Below are 15,711 nucleotides of genomic sequence, written 5' to 3'. Positions count from 1 at the left end.
CTATTATAGTGGCAAGAATTAATTTAGAAATTCCATAGATACGAAAAATTATATACATGTTTTTCATTTGACTCTAAAAATATAGAATAATAGGCTAATGAATATGATCCCTCCCTCAGAAATAGTTTCTAATGCCATTCAAGAGTTTAAGGATGCCACTATAGATGAAATAGATACGGCAATTGCCCTATTACAAAACTTGAAAGTGGCCCGTCAAAAGCTTGAGGCCCTCTTTAGTATGGAAGAGGGACAAATTGGCGCAGTATTATTATTGGCATCAAAAAAGGGGCGTGGACGTCCTAAAGGCACATACTTACCTTCTATTCGTAAGGGTTCAATGAGAGCTCTGGTCTATGAATGTATCAGAGGAAAAGGTGATGTTAAGGTGAATATAATCATTGATGAGCTTTGTGAAAAATATGGAAAAATGAATGATGCGAGTCTCCGAGTGAGTATTAGTAAAGTTCTTAATAATCCAAGGGATAATCATATTTATAAGGTAAAACATGGTATTTATTCGTTTATTGAATAGCTAAATTATTTATTATATCGGTTAAAGCCTGTTTTATGCGTAATCTCAAAAAAAACAGGCTTTTTCATTTTTCTGCTAATGGTTGACTCGGGCAAAGATTATCGGCAAGAAGTGGAGTGGATTCTAAAGAGAGAAAAAGTATTCATATGTTAAGAAAGATCATTGGTAAAATTTTCGGTAAGTTAAAAGACAAAAAAAAGACTGAAAAGCAAAAAGCCGAAGTAATAATCGGCACCCGCTCAAAAGTAGAGCCTCCTCCAAAAGGACATTCACGTCATCCGGTAAAATCAGACAAAACATCGTCGCCTACCTACCGTGGAGTGGAACGTTCTGACTCGACCAGCAGGCCACCACGCTCTTCGTCTTCCCATTCCCGTGGATCAGGCTCAAAAAGTGCAGGACCTCGTCACCAGAGTGGGGGTGCAGGGCGTTCGGGTGAAGGAAGATATTCGGACGAACGTAAGCCACGTCCGAAAACAGAGGAATATGTCGTTCCCAAAGCCCCTGCTGAACCTATCGAGCCACCTCCTGCCACCGATTGGGATTCACCATTTGCAGCGCTGGGACTGAGCGAAAAAGTTCTCCAGGCTGCCCAGAAAAAGGGTTACTCCAAACCCACTCCGATCCAGGAACAGGCGATTCCCCTTATTTTAGAAGGGGGCGACTTGATCGGGTCTGCCCAGACAGGAACCGGGAAAACAGGGGCGTTTTCCTTACCACTGGTGACGAAGCTTGGTGATCACGATCAAGGGCATACACGCATCCTCGTGTTGGCTCCCACACGCGAGCTCGCACTCCAAGTGGCAGACTCTTTCAGGGAATACAGTCTGTATACAGGCCTAAGGATTGCGATCCTTTACGGCGGTGTGGGCTATGGGATCCAACGTGAAGCCTTACAAAATCAACCGGACATTGTTGTGGCTACCCCTGGTCGTCTTCTTGACTTACTTGAGCAGAAAGAGCTTTTCCTCGATAAAATCCAGCATCTGGTCATTGACGAGGCGGATCGTATGCTCGACATGGGCTTTATTCCTGATGTCAAACGTATCGTTTCTCAAATGCCTAAGGAACGCCAAACACTACTTTTCTCGGCCACGATCCCCCCGGAGATCGAAAGTCTGGCTTCATGGATTTTGAATAATCCAAAACGAATCGAAGTGGTTCGTACCTTTAGGCCTGCTGAGACGATCAGCCATGCACTTTATCCCGTGGCCAAGGATCAGAAATTTGAACTACTCATGGAAATCCTTGAAAAAACAGATTACAAGAGTGTGATCGTCTTTACGCGGACCAAGGTCGAGGCGGATATGATCGCCGCCCGTCTCGGGTCGAGTGAACACACCGTGACAGTGATCCATTCCGATCGTTCCCAACGTGAAAGGGTGGAAGCCCTCGATGGGTTTAAGAGCGGACAATATGAAGTCTTGGTCGCCACGGATATTGCCGCCCGTGGTCTAGACGTTGCGGGCGTTAGCCATGTGATCAATTATAGTGTTCCGGAAAACCCCGAGGATTATGTACACCGCATTGGACGGACTGGACGCGCTGAGGCTGAAGGGGATGCCCTGACTTTATTTACAGCTGAGGAGCAGCCCTATGTCGGGGCTATCGAGGCTAAAATCGGACAGAAAATCAATCGGGCCAAATTAGAAGGTTTTAAATACCTTTATACCGTTTTGCTGGATCCGCAAGCGATGAAAAAGAAGAGGAAATAATCCTTATGGCGCGCAAATTGCACATTCCTGAACTCAGCTCGGATATCATAGAAATTACCGACGGAAAGGGTGCGGTTGCGCAAATTGCTCCGATGATGGGAGCTTGGGGGTTGAGTTATGTAGCCTCCACACCGAATCACAAGGATGTCAGTGTATTACATCGTGATTTTAAGGAAATGGCCCTTTATCCCACCAAAATCCGGGGGGGTAGCCCGCTACTTTTCCCATTTCCCAGTTGGGTCATGGCTCAGAGCCAGAAAGACGCCTACGAGGTGGGTAATCAACTATTCCATCTTCCTCAACACGGATTCCTGAGAAAACAAGTTTTTAAAGTTGTATCTCAAACGGATGATTCGGTGACCTTGGAAGCCGGATCTACAGCGGAAACCCTCGCAGATTACCCTTTTGAATTTTTGGCACAAATCACTTTTTCTGTCACCAATGGGGCCTTTAGTACAAACGTGAAAGTGAAGAACCTTTCTTCAGGGAAAATGCCTATGGCATTTGGTTATCATCCTTACTTGTCAGTGCCTCTTGCCAGTCAGTCACAGAGGAATGATGTGCTTCTCGAAATGCCTTACTGCACAGAGATAATCCAAAAATCAGAAGATTGGATCGATTATCGGTCCGAACCCTTTAATGGAGGGAAAGTGATGATAGCCTCTGATTTCAGTGGAACCCGCTATTTCACGCAATTTGCTTATCCATTCATGCGTTTACTGGATAAGACCAGTGGCCTTGCAACCAAAGTCCAGTGGCGTTTTGGTTCAAACCGGCAATATGTCGCACTTTGGGCACCTGATCCGAAAAGCCCTTATTTCTGTATTGAACCCTGGAGCAATTTGCCCAACTCCTTCGGACGTCCCGGAGAACTTTCACAGATTGAGCCTGGAGCGAGTCTGAGTTTTGAATTGATTCTTTCACTTGAAGAAATTTAATTTTTTTTCAAATGGGCATGTATCTTTCAATGCGGATTAATTGATCTTCTCGAATTTTCCTAATCGCCCATCTATTGACTCGATGGTGAAAATATCGCCATATTCCACCTTGAGATTAAAAGTATCCTTGAGAGGACATCCGCTCGCCCAAGCATGGAAGATGCGGATGACTCCGGAGTGGGTCACGAGAATCACGGGGTCGGATTTCCCTGATAAGGATTGATGAAAGAATTCCTGCACCCTGTTTTCCATGTCAGAATAAGATTCCCCCTGTGGACAACGACGGTTGACGAAATCTTCCATCCAATAATCGCTTTTTTGGCGGTCGACCGAGTCCCAGCTTTGGAGTTCCCATTCGCCGAAATCGAGTTCCATCAGGCGAGAGTCTGTGCGGTAACGGGCTGATATTTTATCCGCCAGCCTTGTGCAGCGGGATAAGGGGCTGGAGATGATTTCCGCCTTTAAAATGTCGAACCCGTGCAATTTGCGCAAGATTGTGCAGGATTCCTCCTCGAAAGTGTCAGCGATGGGAATATCGCTCTGGCCGTAACAAAGTCCCGGGACGACTTTCACCCGCGTATGACGGATAAGAATGATGGTCATAAAAGGATAACGGCACCGAGATAAAAGATGACCTCGGAAATTTGCTGCGATGCCCCCAAGCAGTCGCCCGTGTAGCCTCCTATCCGGTGTTTAAGGTAGCGGGAGAATAAAAGCTGGAAGATGATCAGGGGAATCAATAACCAAAGAAAAAAATGGGGAAGTAGCAGGAAAGGGAGGAGACCCCCTATACAGGCGATGAGGAAATTGCCGGTGCTCAGGTGTGTCCCTAAGGGCTTTGACTTACCCGAGGCATCGTCTCGAACGTAATCCAAGGAAATCAAAAGTGAGACTGTGACCAAGCGGCTACTGGCGTGGCCTGCTATTAATACAAGCGGGATTAATAGGGCGGGTAGTTCATTCAGACAAAGAAACTTCAGTCCGAGCATCAGGATAATAGCGATGACGCCGTAGGCACCGATACGGGAATCTTTCATGATCCCGAGAACTTGGCTTTTCTCCCACCCGCCGCCGAACCCGTCGCACATGTCAGTAAATCCGTCTTCATGGAAGGCTCCGGTCAATAGGATTCCGCCCACTATACTCAGGACAAGAGCGATTTGCTGGGGGACAAATTGGACGGCGATCCAGAATACGAGCGCGCACCAAACGCCCACAATCCACCCGATCAGGGGGAAATACCGGCTTGCCTGATTGAGCTGGGCATCCGAGTGTCCCACCCAGGACGGAACAGGAATCCGGGTATAGAACATGACCGCCGAAAGGAATATTTTAAGTTCGTCTTTCATGATGTCTGATGCGCCTCCTGAGATAAAATCGGCATCTTCCCGTTTTCTTCATCCGTTAAGTGGCAAGAGGTTGTTTCTACTTCGCTTTTGCTCACATGGGCGGAGTCGAATGAAGCCATTTTTTCCGTAAAGGCGCAGGCTGCTTGGAGGAGGGGGATCGCCAGTGCTGCACCGGTTCCTTCCCCGAGTCTCATGGAGAGCTGGAGAAGAGGGGTTACATCGAGGAATTCCAGCATTTTGCGGTGTCCGCGCTCATCCGAGCAGTGGGCGAAAAAAGCGAAGTTCTTTATTTCGGGTTTCAGATGATAGGCGACGAGGTAGGCCGCCGTGGAGACGAATCCGTCCACGACCACCGCGCAATTTGCGCTGGCAGCCCCGATCATGGCTCCGGCCATGTGGGCGATCTCGAAACCGCCGACTTGTGCGAGGATTTCCACCGGGTCGGCAGTAGCCGCCATACGTTCGAGGGTGAGGGAGATGATCCCGGCTTTACGTGAAATGCCGGCTGAATCGAGACCCGTTCCTCGGCCGACACAATCCGCCGGTGGCAGACCGGTGAATGTGGCCATAATGGCAGAGCTACTGGATGTATTTCCGATGCCCATTTCCCCAAATCCGATGGTATTAGCCCCTTTTGCGGCAGTCGCCCGGGCGATTTCGATGCCTTGGGTAATCGCTTTTTCAGCCTCGGGATAAGTCATGGCGGGTTCATTCTGGAAATTCCGAGTACCTTCCCCCATGCGGGAAGAGATGAGATTTGGGTGAGGGGGGAATTCCCCGCCTTTAACACCACAATCTATGACAGAGAATGCGAGTTTGTGCAAATTGCAGAAGGCATTAATCGCCGCACCACCGGCGAGGAAATTCAAGACCATTTGCCGTGTCACCTCGACAGGGTAGGGGCTCACCCCGCTGGCGCTCACACCATGGTCCCCCGCAAAAACAAGAATGGAGGGTTGTGCAATTTGCGGTGAAAGTGTCCCTTGGATCATTCCCAAGCGGAGGGCGATTTGTTCGAGCTCTCCGAGTGAACCCGGAGGTTTGGTCTTTGAATCGATTTTTTGCTGGAGGGATACACGGATAGACTCCCCCGGGACAGCGATCTCCGGTAATTTCATAGACGGGAAGCATAATCGTGGGCGGGTCAACTTGCAATGAAGCTTTGACCTTGAATACCTTGAAAATGGACAGGGTTTACCTTTAAAATCATTTTCTATGAAACGACTCTCCCTGAATACGTCTGATCACACGCAATTTGTCGATATGACCCGGCTAGTGCAACAGGAGGTCTCGAAGGCAGGGCTCGAAGACGGGATCGTCACCATTTTTATCCCCCACACGACAGCAGGGGTCATGATCCAAGAGAATGCCGACCCAGATGTGCAGCATGACTTGAAGTATCTTTTTGAGAAAATGATGCCCTGGAAGGATGAGGCTTATGATCATGCCGAAGGCAATACCGCCGCCCACATGAAAGCAGCCTGTGTCGGAAGTAGTGCCCACGTTATTGTCGAATCAGGCCAGCTCCAGCTCGGGACATGGCAAGGCATCTACTTCTGTGAGTTCGACGGCCCCCGTTCACGTCAAGTCTGGGTGAAATTCAGTAAATGATAATTGCTCTCATCCGTGCCGTGGATTTATACAAAGTAAGAAGCTCCCAAAACTTCCAAGATTTATGAGAAGCATTTTGAATAAGAAAAGGTGAGCCCGCCCGGAGGTATTTCCCTCAGACGGGCGGGCGTCAAGTGAAGCCCTGTAAGCCGAATTTTGTTCCGCCCTCAGTTTCCCTTGGAACGGCCACTATCATTTATCTAATGCGACCAGTACCCGGAATCTTTTTTGCTTGGCGGGCCGCCAAGGCTGACTCCCTATTTGGTCTTGCACCCCATGAGGTTTTCCGTGCCTCCGTTATTACTAACGGAGCGGTGGGCTCTTACCCCGCCTTTTCACCCTTACCCCAGCTTTCACCGGGGCGGTTTATTTTCTGTGGCACTGTCTGTCACAGGCGGCTTTCGCTACCTGTTCCCGTGTGTTCTCCATGGCATGGCGCCCTACGGTGTTCGGACTTTCCTCATCCCCGAGCCCTTTCAGGCCCGTGAACGCGATAGTGCGTGCTTCACTGATGAATATAGGGGGAGAATCCGGATGTTGCAAATGGTTTGATGGGGTCCATGCAAAATATCAGGGATGCTCGTTTTGCCCTCTGAGTGGGGGGCATTTACTTTTACCGGGTTTGGTTACTCGTCAAAGTAAACGATCCGGCCGCAATTCTCGCACTGGGCCAAGACCGTCTCGGATTTGGAGGCATGAACGGTGGTGGTGGTGATTTTCATGTGGCAGCCACCGCAGGTGGTGCCATGGACGATAGGGACGACAGCGGCATCTTTTTTACTGGAGAGGATGCGCTCGTATTTGGAGAGGGAGGAAACTTCGACTTGAGCCGCGTCTTCTGCCCGTTCGGCGAGCAAGGCCTTGAGTTTTTCATCTACGACCGTGGCTTTATTCTTGAGGTCTTCTTTTTGAGTGGCGGCAAGTTTCTCGTATTCCTTGACGCGTTTTTGTTCCTCGACGATTTGGGCATTCAAGGATTCATAATCCTGCATGAGGGTGAGTTCCTCGTCTTCGATCACCACGATATCTTTTTCGTTATGATCGATCTCACGCATAAAAGCTTGGTATTCGTCGTTCTTTTTCGTCTGTGCCATCTGGCTTTTAAATTTCGCGACGGTATCCCGTTTGCTTTGGGCATCGAGCTCGAGCTTTTTGCGGACAGCCTCGACTTGCTTGGTTTTAGTCTTGAGCTCCTCGAAAGAGGTCATATTCGCTTTGAGTTCGGCGGCAATTTGCCCTTCCTCCAGTGGGATTTGTGTTTGTTCGAGTTTAAGATGGGTGATTTTACGATCTTTATCCTGGATGATGAGGAGCTGGGTAACGGCTGGGTGCATATTTTTAGCCTTAGCAATTTGCGCGGGAGTCGACAAGCACCATCAGCCTCGAAATCAACTTGAAAATTCACCGTGGCGCGCGAGAGCAATTTGCGCTAGTTTCATCAGGATATGCCAGAAGGAAAAAAAGTCTCGGCCATGTTCGCCGGAATCCACCGTTCATACGATTTCCTGAATCATTTCCTGAGTTTTGGATTTGATTACTACTGGCGCAGTGTTATTTCCCGGGCAGTGGAGCAATTTGCACCTCAGGGTCGGGTCTTGGATTTAGCGACCGGAACTGGGGATGTGGCGAAGGCGGTGTATGACAGGCCCGGGTTCAAAGGCCGGATCACCGGGGCTGATTTTTGTGAGCCGATGCTTCAAATTGCCCGGGAAAAATTGCCGGGGGTGGAGTTCATTCAGGCCGATGCACTTTCTTTGCCCTTCGAGGATGGTGCATTTGATTGTGTAACGGTGGCTTTCGGCGTGAGGAATTTTGAGTGCCTAGACACGGGGCTAAGACAAATTGCACGGGTATTGAAGCCGGGGGGCAAATTGCTCGTCTTGGAGTTTTCCCAGCCGTATGGGTGGTTCCGTCCATTCTACTGGATTTATTTGAAGGGAATTTTACCAGTCTTGGCGGCTCTTTTTTGTAAGGATAAAAGCGCTTACGAATACCTCGGGGCGACCATCCAGAAATTTCCTGATCAAGAAAAATTTTCTAAAATCCTGAACAATAGCGGATTCAGCCGGGTGACGTACCGGAATTTAACCTTCGGGATCGTGGCGGTCCACGAGGCGGTCAAATAAACCCCGTTAGTTTTTAGATGGCCCGGGCGGTAGTGGTGGAGGGATAAAACGAGGCGCGGGAGGAGTGGCCGAGTTCTCATCAGCTTGGCGTTGTCCACCAAATACCCCGATCAAACGTTGCGCGTCGATTTTGAGTTTTGGGTTCGAGTTATAAGAAGTATAGATAGCTGTATCGATTTGCCTGCCGTCTTTATCGGCTTCATAATACCCGTAGGCCTTTGGATGTGTCTGGAAAAGTATGTGGATATTAAACTGCTTGTCGAATTCGGCAACGGCATTCGAGGGGTTAATCACAGGTCCGAGCCTAGTGGTAGTATAAACAAGGCCGCTATTTTCATCGCGGACTTGGAGGTATAAAAAAGGATCTCCGACACGGGGGAACTGGATCAGGGAGAAAATCCGGAATTCTTCCTGATTATCTTTTGTCGTCAGGCCGACCTGCTCTTCCCAGATGAGTTTGCCTTCCCTGATTTCCAAGGGTTTGGGGAGGGACGAAAAGGTTTTACCATTGATGGAGACAATCGCCCGGACCTTGTAGCGGCCGGGGTTATGGAATGAGTAGAGAGGAGTGAGATTAATCGATTGCTCGGCTTCGACGCTGGGATCTATTTTGATATAGGGAGCCTGCCGATAGTTCTTTCTAACGGGCATGATATTTCCATAACTGTCTTCGAGTCGAAAAGTCAGCCAGTCATCCTCGACCTCTCCAAAAATCAAGGGGCGGGAAGACATATTCGTGATTTTGACCTTGGCAGTGACATTTTCGTATTGGAGGAAGTCGAGCCGGTTCAAACTCATATCCACACGGACTTGGGCCCATGAAGATAGATTCATGCTTAAGACGACTATAATAGTGGCAATAAATGATCTCATCAAGCGGTCGGATCATAACACCTGACGGTCAGCATGAAAGAAATATTCAACTAAAAATGAGGAATCAGTCTTTCTTAGGCTGCATCCAGGGCGATCGATGTAAGAGGCGAAGAAAGGGAGTAAGAGGACTTTTCAGGGAGTATTTTTGACCCTTCCATCGCGAGGGTCCAGCTACCAAAGAAATTATTTTTACATGCCGCTGAATAGAGGGACGGGTAATTTTCTCGGATGGAGCGACTGGACAAACTCTGGCCGGATTGATGCAGCCTTTTGATTTCCATGAGGATTTTGTCTTTCGACCAGCGTCGCCTTTTACGGATGGCCTCATACTCGACCCCGGCCCTGGCCAAGGCGGATGCCCAACTGCCAAAACGGCGGCGGGCAGTGGATATCAGTGCATTATAAGATTCATCCATTTTTTTCGAGCTCATATCCGTACTTAGTACAGCCAACCGCTTAATTTCGGAAATGATGTCTTCATTGTTCCAAGAGCGGTAACGGTAGATATCCGTAGCGGGCAAACCCGCTGATAACAAGGCTTTGCGCCATGAGCCAAATCGCCGAGGGCGTATGGCTGCATAGACCAGTGAGGCGTGTTTACTAAGCATCATGGACCGGAATGATAGGTCAATACCTTGATTCCTTAAAGTATGTATCTCTTCAATAATGGATTCTTTTGTCCAATTTTTATATTTTCTCACATGGTCGTACTCGATACCAGCAGCCATTACTGCCTCCTTCCAACCACCAAATTCCTTAACCGATGAAGTGATGAGCTTTGGAGTGTTTTTCTTAATATAATGGGCGTAGAGAGGAATGTTGTTTTCCTTGCGCGTATTAATTTCGTGGATGATTTGTGAACGGGTGTGATACATAGGATGACTGCTTTGTTATTGATCAATAGTAAGCAGATGCCATGCCTATCCATTGTGAAACTTCTGCAAAGATTGTAAAAAGTAACTTTTTACGTATTTGACCACAGTTTTCTCCAGAAAGAGGCAGAATGGAGAAAATGTGCTTGCCCTGTCGCATCCGCTAAAGTATGTCTTTGCACTCGCTTGAATTATGCCTTCCCGCACCCTGAATATTAAAGTCCCGGCAACCACGGCCAATCTAGGCCCGGGGTTCGACACGCTTGGGATTGCCCTGCAACTTTATAACACATTCACCTTTTCCTTTACCGAGGAATCCGAGATCCGGATTACATCGGAAAAAGGACAGGATAAAGTCCAAGGGGCCATGCCCCTTATCCGGGCTAGCTTCACCAAGTTTTATAAGGCGACAAGGATTACAAAAAATGGTGCGGGCTTTAGCCTGAATATTGTCAGTGATATTCCCATTGCCCGAGGTTTGGGGAGTAGCTCGACATTGATTGTCGCTGTATTGGCTGGGCTCAACCGGATGCATGGGAAACCGTTGAAGAAAAAAGACCTTGCCCATTTAGCCGCCGAAATCGAGGGGCATCCGGACAATACGACACCCGCCCTTGTCGGGGGATTTGTCGCCTCTCAATTCAAGGACGGTAAAGTCACATTTATTCGCAAGAAATTGCCCAGTAAATTAAAATTCATCCTGTTAGTGCCATCATTTGAGATGGAAACAAAAAAAGCACGCCAGATCCTACCTGACCTTTATTCCCGTGAGGATGCGGTCAGTAATATTAGTAATTCCTCCCTCCTTACAGCTGCTTTTCTCGAAGGGGAGTACTCGATGATCGGACAATTCCTCGAAGACCGGATTCATCAACCCTACCGTTCCCAACTCCTGCCGGAACTCTTTGATGTGATTAATGCCGGGAAAAAGGCCGGCGCCCTCGGGGGCTGGCTGAGCGGATCAGGTTCGACCATTTGCTGTATCACTCTCGACCGTGCGGCCTCTGTCGCTCAAGCCATGAAACGGGCTTTTAATAAAAGCCGAGAAGGCGGAAATGTGAAAATCCTCGCCGCCGACAATGAGGGTGTGGTGTTTGTCTAGGCACTCCGGTGAGAGCAAAGACACCCTCTTCTGGGTCTCCCAAATGCACATTGAATAGTCTTGGTTGCCCCACACGAGGAAGTCGGGTTAGGTATTAGGAGTGTGGTGTGGAACCCTTTTGGAGGATTATTTTTAATAAAGGATATTTGAGGGCTGGACGGCGGAATCAATTTTGTGGTAGATAAGAAGTGATGGCTGTAAAGAAAAAAATTGACGAAATAAGATTCGAGGACGCATTAGCTTCCTTGGAGAAAATCGTTAATGAGATGGAATCGGCAGAACTACCTCTGGATGAAGTGCTTCAAAAATATGAAAAGGGGATAGAACTCTCCCATTTTTGTACAAAAAAGCTCACAGAAGCTGAGGGTAAAATCGAATTCCTCGCCAAAAAAAATGCGGCAGGGGATATCCCTACCATCCCATTTCAGGCGGCCTCAGGGGGGGATGAAACAGTCGATACAAATTCAGACATTAATGAGAAGGATTCTCTTTTCTGAAAAAACTGTTTGTAGCAAAGGCGGTTTGTAACTAAAACGGGCAATCATTTTATATTATGGCTAAGATTTTGGACAAAATTAATTCGCCCGATGATGTTAAAAAACTTCATCTGGATGAAATGAAGACTCTTGCGGAAGAAATCCGTCAAGAGCTCATTCAGGCACTTTCAAAGACCGGGGGACATCTCGGCCCTAATCTCGGGGTCGTGGAGTTGACGATTGCTCTCCATCATGTATTCGATTCCCCCAAGGATAAAATCCTGATGGATGTGAGTCATCAGGCTTATGTGCATAAAATCCTGACTGGTCGCCGCAACCGCATTGATACCATTCGCCAGTATCAAGGATTAAATGGGTTCATGCTCCGTACAGAAAGCGCGCACGACAGCTTTGGCGCAGGACATGCTGGAACGGCTGTTTCGGCAGCCTTAGGTATGGCGACCGCCCGAGATATCAAGGGGACTGATGAACATGTTATTGCTGTGGCCGGGGATGCCGCTTTCACGTGTGGTGTGACTTTCGAGGGCCTGAATAATATCTCCCAATGCACAAAGAAAATGATCGTTGTCCTCAATGATAATGAATGGTCCATCTCTAAAAATGTCGGGGCGATCGCTCATTACCTGAATAAAATCGTCACCAGCGAACAGTATTCCCACATTCACAAGGAAGCGGAGAAATTTATCGAACGGATCGGAGGCAAGGGTGTCCTCGGTTTTGCAAAACGTGCTGAAGAAGCCGTGAAAGGGATGATTTTACCCGAGGCACGCAGCGTGTTTTTCGAGGATCTGGGCCTCCGGTATTACGGGCCGATTGACGGCCATGATGTTGATCTCTTGGTAAAGACTTTTAAATTCCTCAAAGATCAGGACGAACCGGTCATCCTCCACATCCAGACGATCAAAGGTAAGGGGTATGAACCCGCCTTGGCCAAGCCAGATAAATTCCACGGTTTAGGGGCGTATACTCTGGAGACAGGCGAGACCACAGGCATGCCGACCCCTACATTCTCCGAGCTTTTAGGGCACCAACTGGCCAAATTTGCATTAAAGGATAAACGCGTGATCGGTATTACCGGGGCGATGTCCACTGGGACAGGTTTGATCCATTTTCAAAAGAAAGTGCCTGCACAATTTTATGATGTCGGTATTGCCGAGGAGCATGCTGTCCTTTTTGGGGCGGGCATGGCGACGATGGGATTAAAGCCGGTTTGCGCCATTTACTCGACATTCTTGCAACGCGCTTATGACATGATCCATCACGATGTGGCCTTGCAGAATCTTAATGTCTTTTTCTGTATGGACCGGGCTGGTCTTTCCGGGGACGATGGTCCGACCCATCATGGCCTTTTCGATATTGCCTATATGCGTTGTCTGCCAAATATGACGATCATGGCTCCGAAGGATGAGGACGAGTTCGTCGACATGCTTTATACGGGACTCCAATATAATGACGGTCCGATCGCGATGCGTTACCCGAGGGGTATCGGCACTGGTGTGACCCCGAAGGATAAACCAAAAGTCCTGGAGATCGGTAAAGCCGAGGTGATTCATCCTTTCAAGGCGGGCGAAAAAGACCATAAGGTGGCGATTATCAGTTATGGCATGATTTTGGGCATGGCGCAGGAAGCTGCTACCCTCCTTGAAAAACAGGGATATTCAGTGGCCGTGATTAATGCCCGTTTCGCTAAACCTTTTGATAACCAGATTCTGGAGCAATTTGCGCGGGAGGCCGACGCCCTCCTGACCTTTGAGGATCATGCTCTTATGGGTGGTTTCGGCAGTATTGTCATCGAGCAGCTCCAAGAAATGAAAATCGAAAAACCAGTGGCCCGTGTCGGTTGGCCGGATGAATTTGTCGAGCATGGGAAACCTGAGATTTTGCGTGAAAAATACGGGTTAACTGCGAAAAACGGGGTTCAGAAGGTTCTCGGTTTTTTTGTGGATTCTGTGGAACCATCAGCCGTTACAGTAAAAACACCTGCTGCGGTCTAACAGATTGCTCTTATGGCACGGACCACGCGCTTAGACATTTTGATTGTTGAGCGCGGGATTATTGAAAGCCGTGAAAAAGCTAAGCGGATGATTATGGCCGGCGAAGTATTTGTCGATGGTCAAATGGTCGCGAAAGCCGATCACAAGACAAAACCCGAATCTGTGGTTACCCTTAAAACCCATGAGAAATATGTCAGCCGCGGTGGGCTCAAGCTCGAGGCGGCCTTGGCGGAATTTCATCTCGATGTCTCCGGGAAAATCTGTCTGGATGTCGGGGCATCGACGGGTGGATTTACCGATTGCCTTTTACAGCACGGAGCAAAAAAAGTTTTTGCCATTGATGTGGGCCATGGCCAACTCTCGTGGAAACTCCAACAGGACGCACGCGTGGTCTCCCGGGAGAATATTAATGCTCGGAATCTCGAAAGTGAGCAATTTGATCTACCCTTGGAGTTTTCCTGTGTGGATGTTTCATTTATTTCATTGAAGAAAATCCTGCGTCCCTTATTCAATAAGATTGTTGCCGGTGCCGATACTGTGGTATTGATCAAGCCGCAGTTTGAAGCGGGTAGAGAGGTGATGGATCGGTGCCGTGGAGTATTAAAAGACCGGGATATCCAAGATCAAATCGCGCAGGATATCAGAGGGTTTGCACAAGACACCGGATTCAATGTCATAGGATTAATGGACTCACCCATTTTTGGAGCGGAAGGAAACCGTGAGTTTTTAATAGGGCTCAGGAAAAAATGAATAACGTCAAAGCCATAGGGATCATCGCAAACAGCCAAAAGCAGGAATCGGCTGGGATTACCCGTTTTATATTGGATGCAGCAAAAAGGAGGGGGATCAAGGCTTTCTTGGATACAAATACCGCCTGTTTGATGGGGAAGGAAGAGACCCATGAGGTCAAGGATCTCGGGAGAAAATCGGATTTGATTATTATCTTGGGAGGGGACGGGACTTTATTGCAGGTCGCCCACGGGTTAAAGGGCTCACAAACACCGGTTTTGGGAATTAACCTGGGGGGGTTGGGATTCCTGACGGCGGTAGGAATTGATGAGGCTAAAGGGGCCATGGCCGCTATTTTGGCTGGAAAATTTATAACAAGTTCGCGCGCTCAAATCCACGTGGAGGTTTATCGGGATGATGAACCGGTCTTTCGATCATTGAGTCTTAATGAGGTTGTGATCTGTCGTGCGGAAGTGCTCAGGACCATCCGTATAGATATCCAGGTTGATCACGAGGAATTCACCACTTATGCGGGGGATGGGCTTATTGTTTCGACCCCCACAGGTTCGACGGCTTATAATCTTTCAGGCGGAGGCCCGGTGGTGCATCCGGAGGCGGATGTTTTTGTGCTTACACCGATATGTCCACATGCCTTGGCTAACCGTTCGATTGTGCTCAGTGACCGGTCATGTATTTCAGCGCGTATTCATGAGCAAGATTATTTAATTAATTTGACTGTGGACGGGCAGGAGCAATTTGCTTTAGAACCTACTGACCGGGTGGTGCTCCGGAAAGCCAAGGAAAAAGTACAGCTAGCCAAACTTGAGGGGTATTCATACTATCAGGTGTTGAGAGAAAAACTCAAATGGCGCGGATCAAATATTGAGGTTAAGAAATGAAAATAGTCGAACTGATCAAACCTGAATTAATCAACCTGAATCTCGTAGCGGTGAAAAAATGTCCCGCCATCAGGGAGGTGGCTGATTTACTCCAAAATGACCCGCGTATCTTAGATTTTAAGAAATTTTACGGGGAGTTACTTGAGCGGGAGAGGATTTATACAACCAGCGTTGGAAATGAACTGGCTTTTCCCCATGCCCGGATCGACCAATTGACTGACATGGTCGTGGCGGTAGGACGCAGTGTTGCCGGTGTCGATTTTGAGGATAACGGGCTCTCTACGGTGAAATTGATCTTCATTATCGGGACACCGAAAAAAATGGTGACTGATTACCTCAGGCTCGTCGGTGGATTGGCCCGCATCCTCAAGCACTCCGATGTCAGGAGCCAATTGTTGAAGGCCTCCACTACTGCAGAATTCATCTCCATTATCGAAGAAGCCGAAGGCAAGATTTAACCCCTCATTGATTCTC

At 48.3% G+C, this 15,711-nt stretch carries 17 protein-coding genes and 1 other RNA gene; 11 read left to right on the top strand and 7 right to left on the bottom strand.

From position 1 onward, the window contains the following. Window positions 1-97: 97 nt before the first annotated feature. The 3 genes from SGI98_05855 (at window position 98) to SGI98_05845 (ending at window position 3,185) form a co-directional block, all read left to right on the top strand. On the top strand, window positions 98-532 hold the full coding sequence (locus SGI98_05855) for a hypothetical protein (protein ID MDZ4742927.1): 435 nt from the start codon (window positions 98-100) through the stop codon (window positions 530-532). A gap of 146 nt (window positions 533-678) precedes the next feature. Then, a complete protein-coding gene (locus SGI98_05850) occupies window positions 679-2,247 on the top strand; it encodes a DEAD/DEAH box helicase (GenBank protein MDZ4742926.1) in 1,569 nt (522 codons plus the stop codon). A 5-nt stretch (window positions 2,248-2,252) separates the two neighbouring features. Next, the gene (locus tag SGI98_05845; GenBank protein MDZ4742925.1) at window positions 2,253-3,185 is read left to right on the top strand and encodes a hypothetical protein; all 933 of its coding nucleotides are present in this window, start codon (window positions 2,253-2,255) and stop codon (window positions 3,183-3,185) included. Window positions 3,186-3,221: 36 nt separating this feature from the next. Here the strand turns inward: SGI98_05845 and cobC are convergent, their stop codons facing one another. The 3 genes from cobC to cobT are packed head-to-tail and all read right to left on the bottom strand — an operon-like array spanning window position 3,222 to window position 5,652. Then, window positions 3,222-3,788, bottom strand: coding sequence for an alpha-ribazole phosphatase family protein (cobC, locus tag SGI98_05840; GenBank protein MDZ4742924.1), 567 nt, complete (start codon window positions 3,786-3,788; stop codon window positions 3,222-3,224). Continuing rightward, window positions 3,785-4,534: an adenosylcobinamide-GDP ribazoletransferase gene (locus SGI98_05835; protein MDZ4742923.1), complete on the bottom strand. Its 750-nt coding sequence runs from the start codon at window positions 4,532-4,534 to the stop codon at window positions 3,785-3,787. The genes cobC and SGI98_05835 overlap by 4 nt, the downstream gene beginning before the upstream one ends. Then, window positions 4,531-5,652, bottom strand: a complete 1,122-nt coding sequence (gene cobT / locus SGI98_05830) for a nicotinate-nucleotide--dimethylbenzimidazole phosphoribosyltransferase (protein ID MDZ4742922.1) — start codon at window positions 5,650-5,652, stop codon at window positions 4,531-4,533. Before cobT ends, SGI98_05835 begins: the two co-directional genes overlap by 4 nt. A 97-nt stretch (window positions 5,653-5,749) precedes the next feature. Between cobT and SGI98_05825 the strand changes: the two genes are divergently transcribed. Further along, window positions 5,750-6,145 carry a secondary thiamine-phosphate synthase enzyme YjbQ gene (locus SGI98_05825; protein MDZ4742921.1) on the top strand — a complete coding sequence of 132 codons (396 nt, stop codon included), beginning with the start codon at window positions 5,750-5,752 and terminating at the stop codon, window positions 6,143-6,145. Window positions 6,146-6,274: 129 nt separating this feature from the next. Here SGI98_05825 and rnpB read toward each other — a convergent pair. Both rnpB and SGI98_05815 read right to left on the bottom strand, forming a co-directional pair. Further along, window positions 6,275-6,655: RNase P RNA component class A (gene rnpB, locus SGI98_05820), an RNA gene on the bottom strand. Window positions 6,656-6,771: 116 nt separating this feature from the next. After that, the gene (locus SGI98_05815) at window positions 6,772-7,479 is read right to left on the bottom strand and encodes a C4-type zinc ribbon domain-containing protein (GenBank protein MDZ4742920.1); all 708 of its coding nucleotides are present in this window, start codon (window positions 7,477-7,479) and stop codon (window positions 6,772-6,774) included. A 111-nt stretch (window positions 7,480-7,590) separates the two neighbouring features. Between SGI98_05815 and ubiE the strand changes: the two genes are divergently transcribed. Next, window positions 7,591-8,271: a bifunctional demethylmenaquinone methyltransferase/2-methoxy-6-polyprenyl-1,4-benzoquinol methylase UbiE gene (gene ubiE / locus SGI98_05810; protein MDZ4742919.1), complete on the top strand. Its 681-nt coding sequence runs from the start codon at window positions 7,591-7,593 to the stop codon at window positions 8,269-8,271. Window positions 8,272-8,277: 6 nt separating this feature from the next. Here ubiE and SGI98_05805 read toward each other — a convergent pair whose 3' ends face one another. Together SGI98_05805 and SGI98_05800 are read right to left on the bottom strand one after the other, a co-directional pair. After that, window positions 8,278-9,105 (bottom strand): hypothetical protein, encoded by an 828-nt coding sequence (locus SGI98_05805; protein ID MDZ4742918.1) that lies wholly within the window; start codon window positions 9,103-9,105, stop codon window positions 8,278-8,280. Between the two features lie 113 nt (window positions 9,106-9,218). Continuing rightward, window positions 9,219-10,019, bottom strand: coding sequence for a hypothetical protein (locus SGI98_05800; protein MDZ4742917.1), 801 nt, complete (start codon window positions 10,017-10,019; stop codon window positions 9,219-9,221). 190 nt (window positions 10,020-10,209) lie between these two features. Between SGI98_05800 and thrB the strand changes: the two genes are divergently transcribed. The 6 genes from thrB to SGI98_05770 all read left to right on the top strand — a co-directional run bounded on the left by thrB (window position 10,210) and on the right by SGI98_05770 (window position 15,695). Beyond that, a complete protein-coding gene (gene thrB, locus SGI98_05795; GenBank protein MDZ4742916.1) occupies window positions 10,210-11,118 on the top strand; it encodes a homoserine kinase in 909 nt (302 codons plus the stop codon). Between the two features lie 191 nt (window positions 11,119-11,309). Next, the gene (xseB, locus tag SGI98_05790) at window positions 11,310-11,615 is read left to right on the top strand and encodes an exodeoxyribonuclease VII small subunit (protein MDZ4742915.1); all 306 of its coding nucleotides are present in this window, start codon (window positions 11,310-11,312) and stop codon (window positions 11,613-11,615) included. Window positions 11,616-11,671: 56 nt separating this feature from the next. After that, window positions 11,672-13,609: a 1-deoxy-D-xylulose-5-phosphate synthase gene (dxs, locus tag SGI98_05785; GenBank protein MDZ4742914.1), complete on the top strand. Its 1,938-nt coding sequence runs from the start codon at window positions 11,672-11,674 to the stop codon at window positions 13,607-13,609. A 12-nt stretch (window positions 13,610-13,621) separates the two neighbouring features. Beyond that, window positions 13,622-14,359, top strand: coding sequence for a TlyA family RNA methyltransferase (locus SGI98_05780; GenBank protein ID MDZ4742913.1), 738 nt, complete (start codon window positions 13,622-13,624; stop codon window positions 14,357-14,359). Continuing rightward, window positions 14,356-15,237 (top strand): NAD(+)/NADH kinase, encoded by an 882-nt coding sequence (locus SGI98_05775; protein ID MDZ4742912.1) that lies wholly within the window; start codon window positions 14,356-14,358, stop codon window positions 15,235-15,237. The genes SGI98_05780 and SGI98_05775 overlap by 4 nt, the downstream gene beginning before the upstream one ends. Then, window positions 15,234-15,695, top strand: a complete 462-nt coding sequence (locus SGI98_05770; protein MDZ4742911.1) for a PTS sugar transporter subunit IIA — start codon at window positions 15,234-15,236, stop codon at window positions 15,693-15,695. Before SGI98_05775 ends, SGI98_05770 begins: the two co-directional genes overlap by 4 nt. The last annotated feature ends 16 nt before the right edge of the window (window positions 15,696-15,711 follow it).

Source organism: Verrucomicrobiota bacterium (assembly GCA_034440155.1).
Taxonomy (GTDB): domain Bacteria; phylum Verrucomicrobiota; class Verrucomicrobiia; order JAWXBN01; family JAWXBN01; genus JAWXBN01.
The sequence above is the reverse complement of the archived record's forward strand: the minus strand, read 5'-3'. Positions and strand labels throughout refer to the sequence as shown.

Excerpts from the sequence above, each read along its gene's own strand:
- SGI98_05855 (MDZ4742927.1), top strand. The coding sequence starts at position 98 with ATGAATATGATCCCTCCCTCAGAAATAGTTTCTAATGCCATTCAAGAG.
- SGI98_05850 (MDZ4742926.1), top strand. The coding sequence starts at position 679 with ATGTTAAGAAAGATCATTGGTAAAATTTTCGGTAAGTTAAAAGACAAA.
- SGI98_05845 (MDZ4742925.1), top strand. The coding sequence starts at position 2,253 with ATGGCGCGCAAATTGCACATTCCTGAACTCAGCTCGGATATCATAGAA.
- cobC (MDZ4742924.1), bottom strand. The coding sequence starts at position 3,788 with ATGACCATCATTCTTATCCGTCATACGCGGGTGAAAGTCGTCCCGGGA.
- SGI98_05835 (MDZ4742923.1), bottom strand. The coding sequence starts at position 4,534 with ATGAAAGACGAACTTAAAATATTCCTTTCGGCGGTCATGTTCTATACC.
- cobT (MDZ4742922.1), bottom strand. The coding sequence starts at position 5,652 with ATGAAATTACCGGAGATCGCTGTCCCGGGGGAGTCTATCCGTGTATCC.
- SGI98_05825 (MDZ4742921.1), top strand. The coding sequence starts at position 5,750 with ATGAAACGACTCTCCCTGAATACGTCTGATCACACGCAATTTGTCGAT.
- SGI98_05815 (MDZ4742920.1), bottom strand. The coding sequence starts at position 7,479 with ATGCACCCAGCCGTTACCCAGCTCCTCATCATCCAGGATAAAGATCGT.
- ubiE (MDZ4742919.1), top strand. The coding sequence starts at position 7,591 with ATGCCAGAAGGAAAAAAAGTCTCGGCCATGTTCGCCGGAATCCACCGT.
- SGI98_05805 (MDZ4742918.1), bottom strand. The coding sequence starts at position 9,105 with ATGAATCTATCTTCATGGGCCCAAGTCCGTGTGGATATGAGTTTGAAC.
- SGI98_05800 (MDZ4742917.1), bottom strand. The coding sequence starts at position 10,019 with ATGTATCACACCCGTTCACAAATCATCCACGAAATTAATACGCGCAAG.
- thrB (MDZ4742916.1), top strand. The coding sequence starts at position 10,210 with ATGCCTTCCCGCACCCTGAATATTAAAGTCCCGGCAACCACGGCCAAT.
- xseB (MDZ4742915.1), top strand. The coding sequence starts at position 11,310 with ATGGCTGTAAAGAAAAAAATTGACGAAATAAGATTCGAGGACGCATTA.
- dxs (MDZ4742914.1), top strand. The coding sequence starts at position 11,672 with ATGGCTAAGATTTTGGACAAAATTAATTCGCCCGATGATGTTAAAAAA.
- SGI98_05780 (MDZ4742913.1), top strand. The coding sequence starts at position 13,622 with ATGGCACGGACCACGCGCTTAGACATTTTGATTGTTGAGCGCGGGATT.
- SGI98_05775 (MDZ4742912.1), top strand. The coding sequence starts at position 14,356 with ATGAATAACGTCAAAGCCATAGGGATCATCGCAAACAGCCAAAAGCAG.
- SGI98_05770 (MDZ4742911.1), top strand. The coding sequence starts at position 15,234 with ATGAAAATAGTCGAACTGATCAAACCTGAATTAATCAACCTGAATCTC.